We start from the raw sequence: 15,101 nt of genomic DNA, 5'->3' as shown, positions 1-15,101 counted from the left end.
TGGGTGTACCTGATGCACCGAGTTGTCTGCATCGCAGGCAAGCCAGCTCCCACAGAAAAGCAGATCTGCTTTTGATCTTGATCTGAGCGAACGCGGGTAGTGCAGAGCGAGTAAACCGGCAGGACGCCGTGACCGAAGAAACGGATATGTACACCCGCATGGCGCAGTAATTGCGTCCTCCCCAATCCACCCCCCCAAAAAAGGAGCACCCCCCATGCAACTACGCGCCTTGCGATATTTCCACGAGGTCGCCCGCTGCGCCTCCCTGCGTAAGGCCGCCGAACGTCTTTACGTCACCCCCACCGCCGTCAGCCGCCAGATCGAACACCTGGAACACTTCTTCGGCGCCGCCCTGATTGAGCGCGGCCCCCGCGGCATCCGCCTCACCGCCGAGGGCGAATGCCTGGCCGAACAAGTCACCTCAACCCTGCGCGGCCTCGACCAGGTACGCGAAGTCATCGCCAGCCGCCAAAGCCAGGTGGCCGGTAACATCAGCATCCATGTGTCAGAAAGTATCGTTTCCACCGTGCTCGCCCCGGTGCTCGCCACCTTCTACCGCGCCCACCCCAAGGTCACCTTCAACATCGTGATCGCCAGCGCCTCGGCCACCCTCGACGCCCTGTGCAGCGGCGAGGCGGACCTGGGCCTGGCGTTCTACCTGCAAGAGCGCGCCGACGTCGAAGTCACCGCCCACTGCCAGTTATGGCACCGGGTGCTGGTCAGCGCCGAACACCCCTTCGCCCAGCGCGACAGCATCGAATTGAGCGAACTGCAAGGCCAGCCCCTGGCGATTCCCGACTCGGCCTACGGCGTGCGCCAGGCCCTGGAAGTGGCGGCAAAAAAACGCGGCGTCACCCTCGAACCGGTGTTCACCACCAGCTCCCTGGAAGTGCAGAAGAGCCTGGCCCGGCAACGGGCAGCGGTGCTGATTTTGCCCCAGGTCGAGGCAGACGTGCGGGACCTGGGCGACGGCCTGGTCGCCGTGCCGATCGCCGATGAAGACCTCGGCCGCATCCGCATCGACCTCTGCGTGTACCGCAACCGCCCCCGCTCGGTGGCGGTGCTCAAGTGCCAGGAAATGCTGGCGGGGGCGATGCAGCGTTGTTCGCTGAACTGAGCCTGAGCCTCAGAAGATGTTGATCGGCACATTGGCGACGAGGCGGAACTCATCGTAGCTGCCGTCAATCTGCCCGCCGCTGGCGCGATGGTTGTAGACGATGGTGCGCAGTACGGTGTTCTTGAGTGTTCCGGACTGAATCACATAGGCCAGCATCAAGCCGTTTTCGTTGTGCTTGGCGCCATCCAGGCTGCGCACGTTGTAGCCGGTGTTGTGGCCGTTGCGGTCGCCATCGTAATGGGTGCCGTCGATGTCCCAACCCTTGGCGTGCCACAGGCTGGCGGTGAGGCCGGGCACACCGTAGGCGGCGAAGTCCAGGTCGTAGCGCAACTGCCAGGACTTTTCGTTGGGGCCGTTGTAGTCCGAGTACAGCGAGTTGGCCATGTAGTTGCCGGTGGACTCCCACACGTAGTCGAAGTATTCGTTGCCGAATACCTGCTGCCAGGCCAGGGTCAGGCTGTGGGCCAGGTGCGTGGCGGTGAAGGCCAGGCTGGCGGCGTTATTGTCGATGTAGCCGAGGTTTTTGTCGCCCGAGTCGCTGGTGTGGTAGTAGTTGAAGGCGGTCTTCAAGGCGATGTCGCTTTTGTCACCGATGCGGTGGGTCAGGCCGACGTAGGTCTGGTCCCACATGTCTTCGAAACGCGACGCGTAGACGCTGGCTTCCAGCCCGTAACCCGGTTTTACCGTGGCTCCCAGGTAGCTGATGCGTGCGCCGCTGTAGGCGCGGTTGCCGAAGGTGGTGGTGAGCTTTTCGGCGCCGGTGCCGGTGCGTGGAATCGCCCGCTCGAAGCTGCCGCCCTGCACCGACAGCCAGTCGAATTCGTTGCTGAACAAGCCCACGCCCTGGAAGCTGGAGGGCAGGGCGCGGTTGTCCTTGTAACGCAGGATCGGATTGTCGGTCATCAGCCGACCTGCCTTGATCTCGGTGCTCGACAGGCGAAAACGCACGTCGCCCACCCCCAGGCGGCTCCAGGTGGGAATCGCATCGCCGTCGCCGTCCACCAGCACCCGGTCGCCGCCATTGGCCACCTTGCCGTGCCCGCGCTCCAGGTTAACCGCGCTGAAGATCCCCGCATCCACGCCCACGCCAATCAGGCCCTGGGTGTAGCCGGAGCTGTACTTGAGCATGCTGGTCTGCACCCAGGTTTCCCGTACACGCGTGGGCTCGACGCCGCCGGCTTTCTTGATGCTCAAGTGGGTGGTGCGTTTGGTGTGCTGGTTGGAATAGTAGTGACGCAGGTTCAGGTCCAGGGTGCTGCCTTCGAGAAAGCCCGGTGCGCTGGCCTGGGCGTTTTCCTGGGCGAAAGCCTGGGTGCTGGACGCCAGGGTGACGGCCAGCAAAAGACGTGGATACATGGTAAATCCCCATACAAATCAGACGTAAGGCGACCGTCCCGGCAGGCCTTCAGGTGCTGCCGGTCGGTGGCGAAAAGACGCGGGACAGTGGGAAAAGGTATTCAGCGAACCGAAGCTTCTGTGAGCCGGGTTTCGCGGGCCGGGCTGCCGGGCAGCGGCGGACGGGTTTCCTTGGCGAACCAGGCGGCGGTGAGGCACACCAGGTTGGCGATCAGCAGGTACCAGACCGGTGACATCGGATCGCCGGTGGTGCCGATCAGCCAGGTGATGATGATCTGCGCGGTGCCGCCAAACGCCGCCACACCGAAGGCGTAGACGATGGAGAAACCGGTGGAGCGCACGGATTTCGGGAAGCTTTCCACCAGCAACACGATCAGCGCCGCGCCACTCATGCCGTGCAGGCCCGAGAGTACCGCCAGGGTCAACAGGAAGGTCGCCGGGCTTGGGTGCTCGGTCATCAGTTGCAGGGCCGGGAATAAAATCAACAGCAACACCACCCGCGGTGTCATCAGGATCGTACGGCGCCCGAAGCGGTCGCAGAGCATGCCGCCAGCCACCGCGCACACGGCCATCGCGGCGCCGGCCACCAGGGTCGAGAGCATCGAAATGCTGGTGGGAAGCTTCAGTTCGGTGAGGGCGAAGGTGGTCATGTAGTTGAGGAAGTACTGGGTGATGGTGCTGCCGGAAAGGATCAGCAACCCCAGCACCAGTGCGCGCCGGTGCTTGCCGCAGACTTCCCGTACCAGGTCGCCGGTGCTGGTTTGCTCGCCGTGGCCGTGGAAGGTTTCGGCGAGGTTGCGGCGGATGTAGATGCCGATCGGCAACACCAGCAGGCCGAACACGAACGGCACGCGCCAGCCCCAGCTATTGAGGTCTTCCGGGGACATGACCTTGGTCAGGGTGAACCCTACCAGCCCGGCCACCATGGCTGCGACGCCCTGGGCGACTACTTGCCAGCAGGCGTAGGTCCCGCGTTTGTGGGGTGGCGCCGCTTCGAGGATGTAGGTGGTGGCGGGGCCGGCTTCACCGCCCCAGGCCAGGCCCTGGATCATGCGGGTGAGCACCAGCAGGATCGGCGCCGCGATACCGATGGTCTCGTAACCGGGCAATATCGCGATGCTGCCGGTGCCCACGGCCATCATTACCAGGGTCAACAGCATCGCCGGTTTGCGCCCGACGCGGTCGGCGTAGGCGCCGATCAGTACTGCGCCCAGGGGCCGGACGATAAAGCCGATACCGAACGCCGTGACCGACAGCATCAGGCTGACGAAAGCGCTGTCGGACGGGAAAAACGTGTGGCCGATCATCACCGCAAAGGTTGCGTACACACCAAAGTCGAAAAACTCCACGGCGTTACCCAGGACCACGGCGAAGATGCTCTTTTTGCCGGCGTCCGGGGACGGTGTTTCGGGTGCGTGATCAGGATCGGATCGTGTCAATTGCTCAGTGTGCATACCAGCCCCTCGATTTTAGTTATAGGTCGTCCAAGCTCCGGCCGCGTAGGCCCGGAGCTGGCGTGTGGGTGGGCAGTTCTTACAGCGTCAAAGTCAGGAAGGATTCGGCCAGTGGTGGATTGCGCCACGCCAGCTCTCGTAGGTTTTAGCGATTTGCAGCAGCCATTGATCGGCAAAGCGTGGGGCGATCATCTGCAAGCCGATAGGCATGCCATCGGCGGCGAAACCGCAGTTGATCGACAATGCCGGTTGCTCGCCCATGTTCCACGGCACCGTGAACACGATGTGTTCGAACGGCAGTTGCGGGTTGTTGCTGGGTGAAGGCCACTCGGCCGGGAAGGCGTTGACCTGGTTGGTGGGGGACAGCACCAGGTCGAGTTCGGTGAACACCTGCGCGGCGCGGCGGCGCATTTCAAAGGTCTGGTTGAAACCCTTTACGGCTTGTACGCCGCTGATCTCGGCGCCCGGCGCGGCCCAGTCGCGGATGTACGGCAAGACCTTGTCGAACTGCTCGCTGCTCAGGGCCGACAAATCGCCCCACTGGCGGGCGCGCCAGAAATGGTCGAGGCCATCGAGTTGTGCGCGGTCCATGATTGGCGGGATCAGCGTGACTTTGGCGCCGTGGGCTTCGAACAGCCGTGCGGCTTGCTCCACGGATTCACACACGAAGCCCTCAGGCTGCATGCCTGCGCCGGGTTCAAGCATCAGGCCGACGCGCAGGCCCCTGACTGACAGCGGCTGGTTACTCCACTGGGTGGTGAGCGGCGGAAGGCTGGTGGCATCGCGGGCATCGGGGCGGGCCAGGTGTTGCATCAACAGCACGCAATCATCGACGGTGCGGGTCATGGGCCCGGCGGCGCGACCGGTGTAGTACGGGTCGATGGGAATGCGGCCCAGGGTCGGCTTGAATCCCACCAGGCCGCACCAGGCGGCGGGCAGGCGCACCGAGCCACCGATGTCGGTGCCCACGTGCAGCGGGCCGTAACCGGCGGCGGCCGCTGCGGCGGCACCGGAGCTGGAACCGCCGGTGTTGTTGGCGGTGTTCCACGGGTTGCGGGTGATGCCGTGGAAGCTCGACAGGCCGGAAGACAGCATGCCGAAGTCCGGGTTGGTGGTCTTGGCCAGGATTATCGCGCCCGCTTCACGCATGCGGGCTGCGGGCGGTGCGTCCCTGAGGGCCGGGGTCAGGCGGGTGGCCGCGCTGCCGAGGGGAATGGGCACGCCTTCGGTGGCGATCAATTCCTTGAGAGTCACCGGTACGCCATCAAGGGCGCCGTTGGGTTGGCCCTTGTTCCAGCGTTCGGTGGAGGCCTGGGCCTGCTGGCGCACCTGTTGCGGGTCGAAGGCATAGAGCGCGTTGATCTGCGGCTCCCAGCGGTCGATGTGGGCCAGGAGCTGGTCGTAGTAGTCGATGGGCGCGAGTTGCCGGCTGGCAAATTGCGCCAACAGTTCGGCGGCCGTAAGGGTATGCAGGTCAGTCATCGAACGCTTCCTTGTGATGGGCCGGCTGGCTCATGGCGGGTTGCAGTAGGGACGACTATATAAACCCCGGTGTGACGCGGCCATCACAATCGATGCAGTTCAGTGTTGCGTTTTTGTGTGCACTGAAACCGGCGGGTAGATGTGGGAATGGCTGGAAGGTTTACTGTTTGGCGGGAGGACCTCAGGCGCAGGCACCTGGCGTCTTTTTCCTGCGTGCCGACTCACGACGATAGCTCCGGATAGGCTGGGGTTTTGCCCGTATGCGGGATTGGAAAGACATCCACGTCGCAGGGTCAAAGCGGGTGGCTGATACCACCGCTTCCTGGAGCAGCATGATGGAAATAGCGTCTGACGCATCCGGGTATTCAGTATCGAGGATGATTTCCAAGGTGTCCTTGTCGCGATAGCCGCTGCAGGTCGGAATCAGACTGAAGGCGTGATCTATACCTTCGGACTCATTCGGCTCGCAGATGGATGAAACAACGCCCACATAAACATTCCGATCGTTGAGCGTGAACATGCATTGAGAGCCGCGCGCAATGGATTCCCTGAGCAGGGTCCTGAGGGGGCGCCCCGTTAGAAGCTCGAGCATCAATTGCTGGTTCAGTTCCTCCTCTGAAGCAAGTTGCAGTCTTCGTCGACGCCAACGCACAAATAATCGCGCCCAGCAGTAGGGAATGATCATGGCTGTCAGGCCGACCTGGAGCAAAAATACCCAGAGGCCATGATTTCTCTCGGTGGCAATATCCAGCTCTATCAGCAGCTTGCCCAGATAAACACTGTAATCAATGGGGATTGTCTGGCCAGCCAGTTGCAGCGGCTGTTTGGACAGGCAAAGAATCAAAGTGGTCAGTACGAACGACAGTACGAGGCAGGTCCAGCCTAATCTTGCGACCTGTAGATAGAGTAACTGGCCCTCAAAGCGGTGGAGGCGGCAGTAATGGCCGGGGTGTTTCAAACACACCAAATAGCCACTCACCAGTAACGGCAGTATCAGTAGTAGCCCCATGGGTTATTTGAATATCAGTTCACGTATCTTGCGCTTGTGTTCCTTGAACTCGGGTGAGTTGGCGATTTCCGCCGGGTCGACAGAAATACCCCACTCACCCACTATCCTCATGGTTTTGTACCGCTTGATTGCCCTGATATTTTCCAGATCTTCCTCAGTGGGTTTCTTGAACCACGCAAACGACTCAAACATGACCGGCACCCTCATAAAAAAGTAGTCGGTTTTATAGCAAGAGCCGTTTTTACCGACTACTGATGGCCCCCATCCAGAACTCCCCGCGTATCGTAGGAAACGTCCTTAGTTGCCCCAACGGTCTAAAACGTCGGCGGCGTAATCACCCAAATCACCACCGCATCCACCTTCCCGGGGTTGCCATACCGATGGGGCTCACTGCTGGAGAAGCTGAAACTGTCCCCTTCAGCCAGCTGAAAATGCCGCTCGCCCACCCATAACTCAAACGTTCCGCTCAACACATAACCCGCCTCTTCACCCTCATGGCTATAGCTCTGCTGGCTATAGGTGCCCGGTGGAAAGCGCGAGTGCAGCATCTCCAATTGATGATTGGGCAGGGGCGTCAGCAACTGGTCGACGATCCCGTCCTCATAGTGAATGCTCTGGCGATTGTTCCTGCGCACCACAAAACCTTCATCCTCCGCTGCCGGCGTGGTCTCACTGGCAAAAAACCACTGGATCGTCACCCCCAGGCTGCGGGCGATGTTGAACAAGGCCGGGATCGACGGGTAGGCGAGGTTGCGTTCCAGTTGGCTGATATAACCGGCCGTCAATTCGCTCATCTGCGCCAATTCGGTAAGCGTCATGCCCCGGGCCTTGCGCAAGCCGCGGATGCGGGTGCCGAGAAACAGCTGTGGCGGTTGGTCGTTCAAATGTCCCACGCTACTTTCAATCCTTCATAAATCGCCTCTTCGGCGGTACGCGGCGCCAGGCAATCGCCGATCCGCGTGAACGCCACCAGGCCTTCCAGTTCTGCGCCCAGAGTGTCCACCGGCTGGTGGCCCTGGCACAACACCAGGGTGTCGATATTTTCCAGCAGCATCGGCTCGCCGCTGGCGGTGTGTTGCAGGTAAACGGTAGTGTCGTCGCAGCCGTACAAACGGGCGTAAGGGATGATCGGAATGCCCAGCCGATGCAGTTCGCCGGCCAGTTGGTCACGCACGTACAACGGCAGGTTTTCCCCGCAATGGGTGCCGTTCACCGCCAGTTGCACCTGATGGCCGGCACGGGTGAGGCGCTCGGCAATGCCCGGGCCGATCCAGTCGCAACGCCAGTCCACCACGACCACCGAACGGCCCAGTTGCACCTCATCGCGCAGCACTTGCCAGGCATCCACCACCTGTAGCTCGCCGCCGCGTTCGAAGGTCGGCCAGTAGGGCTCGGCGCCGGTGGCGATGATCACCCGGTCAGGTTGTTCGCGTTCCACCAATGGGCGGTCGACGCGGGTGTTGCGCACCACGCGGACCCCGGCCAGTTCCATCTCGCGCTGCAGGTTGGTACTGGCGCCGCCGAACTCGCTGCGTCGGGGCAGTAACTGCGCCAGAAGCACCTGGCCGCCCAATTGGGCACTGGCTTCATACAAGGTCACCTCATGTCCGCGCTGCGCCGCCACCGCTGCCGCTTTCATCCCTGCCGGGCCGCCACCGGCGACCATGATCCGCTGGCGTCGCAGTGTCGGTTGCAGTTGGCCAAACTGCAATTCGCGGCCGGTCTCGGGATGCTGGATGCAGGAGATCGGCAGGCCTTTGTGGAAGTGGCCGATGCACGCCTGATTGCAGGCGATGCACGCCCGTACATCCTCGGCATGGCCGCTTGAGGTCTTGGCCGGCATGCGCGGGTCGCAGATCAGTGCGCGGGTCATGCCGCACACATCGGCCTGGCCGCGTTGCAGCATCAATTCGGCCTCCTGGGGCTGGTTGATGCGCCCGGTAACGAACAGCGGAATCGACAGGTGCGTCTTGAACGTCGCCGCTTCTGCCGCCAGGTACGCCGGGGCAATCGCCATGGGCGGCACGATATGGATCGCGCCGCCGAGGGAGGCCGAGGTACCGGCAACGATGTGCACATAATCCAGGTGTGATTGCAGCTGTTGCACGGCGGCCAGGGAATCCTCTTCGGTCAGGCCTTCGGGGTCGCGTTCATCGGCAGAAATGCGCAGCCCGATGATGAAGTGCTCGTCGGTTTCGGCACGCACCGTGGCGATGATTTCCCGCAGGAAACGCAGGCGTTGTTCCAGCTCGCCGTTGTAGCCGTCGGTGCGGCGATTCACCCGCGGGTTGAGAAATTGCGCAGGCAGGTAACCATGGCTGGCGACCACTTCCACACCGTCAATCCCGGCCTGATACAGGCGCCTTGCCGCAGCGCCGTAGCCGGCGACGATCTCGTCGATCATTGTCTGGTCAAGGGCGCGCGGCATCACCCGGAAGCGTTCGTTGGGCACCCCGGAAGCCGAGTAAGCCACCGCCAGCAAACCGTCGGCCGACTCCATGATTTCCCGCCCCGGATGGAAAATCTGCGACAGCACCACGGTGCCGTGGGCGTGGCAGGTTTCGGCCAGTCGGCGATAGCCGTCGATGCAGCTGTCATCGGTGGCCATCAGCACATGGGAGGTGTAGCGGGCGCTGTCGTGCACCCCGGCCACCTGCAACACAATCAGCCCCACGCCGCCTTCGGCGCGTGCCCGGTGGTAGGCGATCAACTGCTCGTTGACCTGGTTGTCGGTGGGCATCGAGGTGTCGTGCCCGCTGGACATGATGCGATTTTTCAGGCGTTTGCCGCGCAGTACCAGCGGTTCAAAAAGATGCGGAAAGGCATGGGGCGACATGGTGCGGATACTCCAGGCGCTGTTGTTATTATTTTTCTATAGGAGGTCAGCCTCAGTAAAAAATCAACTTGTTTTTTTACTGGCGACTGGATTAGCGTCAGCCACATCACCCACCCGCCTGGAGAATAAAAATGCCTGGGGCCACCGAACAACAGCTGCGCGAAGAGCTTGCCGCCTGCTACCGGCTGATCGCGCACTTTCGCATGAGCGATTTGATTTTCACCCATATCTCGGTGCGTATCCCGGGGCCCGAGCATCACTTTTTGATCAACCCCTATGGGCTGATGTTCGAGGAGATCACCGCCTCCAGCCTGGTGAAGATCGGCCTGGACGGACGTGCGGTCGAGGCTTCGGCCCATGGCGTCAACCCGGCGGGGTTTGTGATTCACAGCGCGATTCACGGCGCCCGCGAAGATGCGCAGTGCGTGCTGCACACCCACACCCGCGCCGGCTGTGCGGTGGCGGCACTGGAATGCGGGCTGTTGCCGGTGAACCAGATTTCCATGGAGTTCTACGGCAAGGTCGCCTACCACGACTACGAAGGCGTGGCGCTGGACATGGACGAGCAACAGCGACTGGTGCGCGACCTCGGCGACAAGCCGGTGTTGATGCTGCGCAACCATGGTTTGTTGACGGTAGGGGAGACGGTCAGCCAGGCGTTCCTGCGCATGTATTACCTGGAGAAGGCCTGCGATATCCAGATCGCCGCCCAGGCGTGCGGCAAGCTGATCCTGCCGCCTGCGCACGTGTGTGAATACACCGAGCGGCAGTTCAATGAGCCAGGCCGGCCACTGGAAGAGGGCGAACTGGCAGACCCGGACGCCATGCAACTGGCATGGGCGGCATTGCTGCGGTTACTGGATCGGGTGTCGCCGGGGTTCCGGGAGTGAGGTAGAGTCGTCCAGCCGACTCAACCCAAGGACACCGCCTCATGACCCAGGAATCCCGTTTCTCCCGCATGGAACCGGAGTTGCGCAAGGCCAATCTGGTGCAGGCGACGTTGGCCTGCCTCAAGCGCGACGGCTTCCAGGGCGCGTCGATCCGCAAGATCAGCGCCGAGGCCGGGGTGTCGGTGGGGCTGATCAGTCATCACTACTCGGGCAAGGATGAGCTGGTGGCCGAGGCCTATCGGTCAATCACCCGGCAGGTCATGGACCTGCTGCGGGATGCGATGGCCAAGGCGCCGCCCAGTCCGCGGGAGCGGCTGTCGGCGTTCTTCCGCGGCTCGTTCTCCCCCGAATTGCTCGACCCGCAACTGCTGGATGCCTGGCTGGTGTTCTGGGGGGCGGTCAAGACGGCCCCGGCGATCAACCAGGCCCACGAACACTCCTATGGCGAGTACCGCACCATCATGCGTTCGGCCTTGGTGGACATGGCCGGGGAGGAGGGCTGGAAGCAGTTCGATGCCGATTTGGCGGCCATCGCCTTGAGCGCCTTGCTCGACGGCTTGTGGCTGGAATCGGGGCTCAATCCCGGCACCTTCACCCCGGAGCAGGGCATCCAGATCTGCGAAGCCTGGGTCGATGGCTTGCAGTCGGGCGGGCGCAAGCGCTTCCAGATCAAACCCTGACCTGACGATTCCGCGCCGCCTGGACGCAATGTCCGGGCCGGCATTTTCCCCTCGAAAAATATTTGCAGTTACCCGATTGCCTCCTTACTGAACACTCGTTTAGTATCGCCCCATGTCGCACCCCTCAAGCCAATTAAAATAATTCGAGGATTCCATGACTACAGATCCGTCCGTGCTCACTCAGGTGCAGGCAGGCGTTGCCTGGATCACCCTCAATCGCGGCCCCCAGCGCAATGCCCTGGACATCCCGACCCTCAAGCACCTGCATGCCTTGCTGGACGGTTTCAACCGCGACCCGGCTGTGCGCGTGGTGGTACTGACCGGCAGCGGTCGCAGCTTCTGCGCCGGTGCCGACCTTGCCGAATGGGCCGATGCCGAAGCCCGTGGCGCCCTCGAAACCTACGGCTGGACCGAAACCGCCCACGCCCTGATGACCCGCCTGCACACCCTCGACAAACCTACCCTCGCCGCCATCAACGGCACGGCGGTCGGTGCCGGCATGGACCTCACCCTGTGCTGCGACCTGCGCGTCGCCGCGCAATCGGCACGCTTCAAGGCCGGCTACACCAGCATGGCCTACTCGCCGGACGCCGGCGCCAGCTGGCATCTGCCGCGCCTGATCGGCAGCGAGCAAGCCAAGCGCCTGCTGTTCCTCGATGAATTGTGGAGCGCCGACCGCGCCCTGGCCGCCGGGCTGGTGGGCGAAGTCGTTGCCGACGAGCAACTGCATACCCACGTCGCCGAGCTGGCCACGCGCCTGGCCAACGGCCCGACCTTTGCGTTTGCCCAGACCAAAACCCTCATCCGCGAAGGCGCCGGGCGCAGCCTGCCCGAGCAGCTCCAGGCGGAACTCGCCGCCGGCCTGCTGTGTGGACGCAGCGCCGACGGTGCTGAAGCCCTACGCGCCTCGATGGAAAAGCGCCCACCGAACTTCTCCGGCAACTGATTCCCCTTCAAAACACCCTCGAACGATCGACAGGTAGCGCCATGAATTTCCAGCCCAGCCAAGAACAAGACATGTTGGTGGACGCGGTACGCAGTTTTGTTGCCAAGGAGTTGTTGCCCCACGAGGAGGCGGTGGACCGCGCCGATGAAGTTTCGCCGGAGCTTGCCGCGCAGATTCGTGACAAGGCCATCGCTGCCGGTTTCTATGCCTTCAACATGCCGGAAGACGTCGGCGGTGGCGGCCTGGATTACCTGTCACAGGCGTTGATTGAGCGCGAGTTGTCGAAAGTCTCCTGGGCGCTGCATGTGTTTGTCGCCCGGCCGTCGAAAATCCTCATGGCCTGCACCGGCGCGCAGATTGGCGAGTACCTGTTGCCGTGCGTGCAGGGCAAGAAGATCGACTGCTTTGCCCTGACCGAACCGGGTGCCGGTTCCGACGCCAATGCGATCAAGACCCGCGCCGTGCGCAGCGGTGATGACTTTGTGCTCAATGGCAGCAAGCACTTCATCAGCCACGCCGGCCACGCGGATTTCGCCATCGTGTTTGCCGTTACCGACACCTACGAACACAACGGTCGCCAACGCAATGCCGTGACCTCGTTCCTGGTGGACCGTGGCACGCCGGGCATGACCATTCGCCGGGGCCCCAAGTGCGTCAGCAACCGCGGCTACCACACTTATGAAATGTTCTTCGACGACTGCCGCGTACCAGCCTCCAAAGTCCTCGGCGAAGTCGGCAAAGGTTGGGAAGTCGCCAATGCCTGGCTGACCGCAGGCCGGGTGATGGTGGCTGCCAACTGCGTCGGCCAGGCCCAGCGTGCGCTGGACGTTTCCCTGCAATGGGCGGCCGACCGCAAGCAGTTCGGCCAGCCCATCGGCACCTACCAAGGCATCTCGTTCAAGCTCGCCGACATGGCCACGCAAATCCGTGCGGCCGAACTGCTGACCCTGAACACCGCCTGGAAAATGGACCAGGGCACCATGACCGACGGCGAGGCCGGCATGGCCAAGTTGTTTGCCAGCGAAGTACTGGGCAAGGTTGCCGATGAAGCAGTGCAGATCTATGGCGGCATGGGTTTGATGGACGAAGGCCCGGTGGAGCGCATCTGGCGCAATGCGCGGATCGAGCGGATCTGGGAAGGCACTTCGGAAATCCAGCGCCACATTATTGCCCGCGAACTGTTGCGGCCACTGTTGCGCTGATCGGGTCGGAGAACGCTTATGTCCCAGGCTATTCGCGACAATCTCAAGCGCCTGCTGGCGCCCCGTCACCTGGCGTTTGTCGGTGGGCGCAGCATGGCCCGTGCCCTCAAGCGCTGCGCCGACGGTGGTTTTGCCGGCCAGATGTGGCTGGTCAACCCGCAACATGACAGCCTCGATGGCGTTCCCTGCGTGCGTCGCGTGGCCGATTTGCCGTGCGGTCCGGATGCGGTGTTTATCGCTACCAATCGCGAGCTGACCCTGACCTGTGTCGCCGAACTGGCGGCCATTGGCACCGGTGGCGCCATCTGCTACGCCTCCGGGTTTGCCGAAACCGGCGCCGAGGGCCAAGCCTTGCAGCAACAACTGCTCAAGGCCGCTGGCGAGATGGCACTGCTGGGCCCCAATTGCTATGGCCTGCTGGATTACCTGCACAGCTCGGCGTTGTGGCCGGTGGCCCATGGCGGCAAGCCGGTCGAGAAGGGCGTTGCGGTGCTGACCCAGAGCGGCAACTTTGCCTACAACCTGTCCATGAGCGACCGTTCGCTGCCGGTGGCCTATATGGCATCGGTGGGCAACCAGGCGCAGCTGGGGGTTGCCGAGTTGATGGACGTGCTGCTCGACGAGCCGCGCGTTACAGCGATTGGCTTGCACCTGGAAGGCTTGAAGAATGTGCCGGGGTTCGCCAGTGCGGCCCACAAGGCCCTGGAAAAAGGCATTCCGATCATCGCCCTGAAAACCGGGGTGTCACAGATCGGCGCCGAGTTGGCTTTGAGTCATACCAGTTCGTTGTCGGGTTCCGATGCGCTGTACGACAGTCTGTTCGCGCGCCTGGGTGTGATCCGGGTCAGCGGGCCGGTGAGTTTTGTCGAGACCCTGAAGGCGGCGGCCTGCGGTAATCTGCCGGCGGGCAACAGCCTGATCGCCCTGGCCTGTTCCGGTGGTGATGCCGGGTTGATTGCCGACTACGCCGAGCGCAACGATTTGAGCCTGCCGAAGCTCGACGAAGGCCAGCGTGAAGAGTTGGCGCAGGTGCTGCCCAGCTACGCCAATCTGGTCAACCCGCTGGATTTCACCACGGCCATCTGGGGCAACAGCGACGCGCTTAATACGATGCTCGACACGGCACTGCGCACCGAAGCGGATGCGGCAATGCTGGTGCTCGACTACCCGGCGGAATTTACCGGTGAGCGCAAGGAGTGCGACCTGCTGCTGGAGCTGTTTTGCAGTGCGCTGACTCGCCACGGCAAGACTGGCTTTGTCACCTCTGCATTTCCCGAATTGCTCCCGGCCCACGCTCGCGAGCGTCTGCATGCCCAGGGCGTTGCCGCGTTGCAAGGCGTGGAAGATGCGCTGGCGGCCTGGGGCCGGATTGCCGACTATCAAGACAATCGCCGGGCGTTGTTGGCGCGGGGTGAGTCGATACTGGTGCCGCTGTGCCCGCAAGCGCTTGAACAACACGGACAGTCGCTTGATGAGTGGGATTCCAAGCAGGCTTTACGGGCTTTCGGCCTGACCACGCCAGCCGGTGTCTTGAGCACTCCCGAGCGGGCCATAGCCGATGCCAAAGTGCTGGGTTACCCGCTGGTACTCAAGGCCGTCAGTGCCGACTTGCCGCATAAAACCGAAGCCGGCGCCGTGGCGCTCAACCTGCAGGACGGCTTCGCCTTGACTGCTGCCCTGGCTCATATGCGCGAGCAAATCGCCGCTTATGCGCCGGATGTGCCGTTCGATCAGCTGCTGCTGGAGTCCATGGCTACGCCGCCGCTGGCCGAGCTGATTGTCGGCATCAAGCGCGAAAACGACTTCGGCCTGGCGCTGGTGATCGGCGCTGGTGGAATCCTCGTGGAGTTGCTCAAGGACAGCCGCAGCCTGCTGCTGCCCACCACCGACGACGCAATCCGCAACGCCTTGCTCAGCCTGCGCAGCGCCGCATTGCTGCAAGGCTTTCGCGGACGCGAAGTGGCCGACATGGAAGCCCTGGTGGCGGCGATTCGTGCGGTGGCCGACTACGCCTGCGCCAACGCCGGGCAGTTGCTGGAACTCGATGTAAACCCATTGCTGGTCAATGCCCGGGGCGCCACGGCGGTCGATGCATTGATCCGTCTCGCCCAGGCGTGAAGGAGATGACA

Annotated in this window: 13 protein-coding genes; 6 read left to right on the top strand and 7 right to left on the bottom strand. The window is 62.7% G+C overall.

Annotation, left to right across the window (positions count from 1 at the left end; genetic code table 11):
- Positions 1-214: 214 nt before the first annotated feature.
- Positions 215-1,117, top strand: a complete 903-nt coding sequence (locus HX839_RS26630) for a LysR family transcriptional regulator (RefSeq protein ID WP_003208975.1) — start codon at positions 215-217, stop codon at positions 1,115-1,117.
- A gap of 9 nt (positions 1,118-1,126) precedes the next feature.
- On the opposite strand, the gene HX839_RS26625 is transcribed toward HX839_RS26630, so the two are convergent.
- From HX839_RS26625 to HX839_RS26595, 7 genes are all read right to left on the bottom strand, one after another.
- A complete protein-coding gene (locus HX839_RS26625) occupies positions 1,127-2,473 on the bottom strand; it encodes an OprD family outer membrane porin (protein ID WP_008436036.1) in 1,347 nt (448 codons plus the stop codon).
- 101 nt (positions 2,474-2,574) lie between these two features.
- Positions 2,575-3,927: a citrate-proton symporter gene (locus HX839_RS26620; RefSeq protein WP_008436037.1), complete on the bottom strand. Its 1,353-nt coding sequence runs from the start codon at positions 3,925-3,927 to the stop codon at positions 2,575-2,577.
- Between the two features lie 93 nt (positions 3,928-4,020).
- Positions 4,021-5,409, bottom strand: coding sequence for an amidase (locus tag HX839_RS26615; protein WP_177067964.1), 1,389 nt, complete (start codon positions 5,407-5,409; stop codon positions 4,021-4,023).
- Positions 5,410-5,590: 181 nt separating this feature from the next.
- Positions 5,591-6,418 carry a hypothetical protein gene (locus HX839_RS26610; RefSeq protein ID WP_177067963.1) on the bottom strand — a complete coding sequence of 276 codons (828 nt, stop codon included), beginning with the start codon at positions 6,416-6,418 and terminating at the stop codon, positions 5,591-5,593.
- Between the two features lie 3 nt (positions 6,419-6,421).
- Positions 6,422-6,610: a hypothetical protein gene (locus tag HX839_RS26605; RefSeq protein WP_003208968.1), complete on the bottom strand. Its 189-nt coding sequence runs from the start codon at positions 6,608-6,610 to the stop codon at positions 6,422-6,424.
- A 122-nt stretch (positions 6,611-6,732) separates the two neighbouring features.
- Entirely contained in the window at positions 6,733-7,323 is a 591-nt protein-coding gene (locus tag HX839_RS26600) for a cupin domain-containing protein (protein WP_177046345.1), read from the bottom strand.
- Positions 7,299-9,254 (bottom strand): FAD-dependent oxidoreductase, encoded by a 1,956-nt coding sequence (locus tag HX839_RS26595; protein WP_177067962.1) that lies wholly within the window; start codon positions 9,252-9,254, stop codon positions 7,299-7,301. Before HX839_RS26595 ends, HX839_RS26600 begins: the two co-directional genes overlap by 25 nt.
- Positions 9,255-9,385: 131 nt before the next feature.
- Here HX839_RS26595 and HX839_RS26590 point away from each other — a divergent pair, with 131 nt between their 5' ends.
- The 5 genes from HX839_RS26590 to HX839_RS26570 all read left to right on the top strand — a co-directional run bounded on the left by HX839_RS26590 (position 9,386) and on the right by HX839_RS26570 (position 15,090).
- Positions 9,386-10,144, top strand: a complete 759-nt coding sequence (locus HX839_RS26590) for a class II aldolase/adducin family protein (RefSeq protein WP_003208963.1) — start codon at positions 9,386-9,388, stop codon at positions 10,142-10,144.
- A gap of 41 nt (positions 10,145-10,185) precedes the next feature.
- Complete coding sequence (locus tag HX839_RS26585; RefSeq protein WP_003208961.1) at positions 10,186-10,824, top strand: TetR family transcriptional regulator C-terminal domain-containing protein; 639 nt, start codon at positions 10,186-10,188, stop codon at positions 10,822-10,824.
- Between the two features lie 154 nt (positions 10,825-10,978).
- Entirely contained in the window at positions 10,979-11,770 is a 792-nt protein-coding gene (locus HX839_RS26580) for an enoyl-CoA hydratase/isomerase family protein (RefSeq protein ID WP_023658721.1), read from the top strand.
- 41 nt (positions 11,771-11,811) lie between these two features.
- Positions 11,812-12,972: an acyl-CoA dehydrogenase family protein gene (locus HX839_RS26575; protein ID WP_008436052.1), complete on the top strand. Its 1,161-nt coding sequence runs from the start codon at positions 11,812-11,814 to the stop codon at positions 12,970-12,972.
- Between the two features lie 18 nt (positions 12,973-12,990).
- On the top strand, positions 12,991-15,090 hold the full coding sequence (locus HX839_RS26570) for an acetate--CoA ligase family protein (RefSeq protein ID WP_177067961.1): 2,100 nt from the start codon (positions 12,991-12,993) through the stop codon (positions 15,088-15,090).
- Positions 15,091-15,101 lie beyond the last annotated feature (11 nt).

Origin of the sequence: Pseudomonas sp. I8001, assembly GCF_013385345.1 — a bacterium.
Classification (GTDB): Bacteria; Pseudomonadota; Gammaproteobacteria; order Pseudomonadales; family Pseudomonadaceae; genus Aquipseudomonas.
Note: the sequence above shows the minus strand (reverse complement) of the source record. Positions and strands in the feature narration are given on the sequence as shown.

Bases quoted from the DNA above. Each gene is read 5' to 3' on its own strand.
- HX839_RS26630 (WP_003208975.1), top strand. From the start codon at position 215: ATGCAACTACGCGCCTTGCGATATTTCCACGAGGTCGCCCGCTGCGCC.
- HX839_RS26625 (WP_008436036.1), bottom strand. From the start codon at position 2,473: ATGTATCCACGTCTTTTGCTGGCCGTCACCCTGGCGTCCAGCACCCAG.
- HX839_RS26620 (WP_008436037.1), bottom strand. From the start codon at position 3,927: ATGCACACTGAGCAATTGACACGATCCGATCCTGATCACGCACCCGAA.
- HX839_RS26615 (WP_177067964.1), bottom strand. From the start codon at position 5,409: ATGACTGACCTGCATACCCTTACGGCCGCCGAACTGTTGGCGCAATTT.
- HX839_RS26610 (WP_177067963.1), bottom strand. From the start codon at position 6,418: ATGGGGCTACTACTGATACTGCCGTTACTGGTGAGTGGCTATTTGGTG.
- HX839_RS26605 (WP_003208968.1), bottom strand. From the start codon at position 6,610: ATGTTTGAGTCGTTTGCGTGGTTCAAGAAACCCACTGAGGAAGATCTG.
- HX839_RS26595 (WP_177067962.1), bottom strand. From the start codon at position 9,254: ATGTCGCCCCATGCCTTTCCGCATCTTTTTGAACCGCTGGTACTGCGC.
- HX839_RS26590 (WP_003208963.1), top strand. From the start codon at position 9,386: ATGCCTGGGGCCACCGAACAACAGCTGCGCGAAGAGCTTGCCGCCTGC.
- HX839_RS26585 (WP_003208961.1), top strand. From the start codon at position 10,186: ATGACCCAGGAATCCCGTTTCTCCCGCATGGAACCGGAGTTGCGCAAG.
- HX839_RS26580 (WP_023658721.1), top strand. From the start codon at position 10,979: ATGACTACAGATCCGTCCGTGCTCACTCAGGTGCAGGCAGGCGTTGCC.
- HX839_RS26575 (WP_008436052.1), top strand. From the start codon at position 11,812: ATGAATTTCCAGCCCAGCCAAGAACAAGACATGTTGGTGGACGCGGTA.
- HX839_RS26570 (WP_177067961.1), top strand. From the start codon at position 12,991: ATGTCCCAGGCTATTCGCGACAATCTCAAGCGCCTGCTGGCGCCCCGT.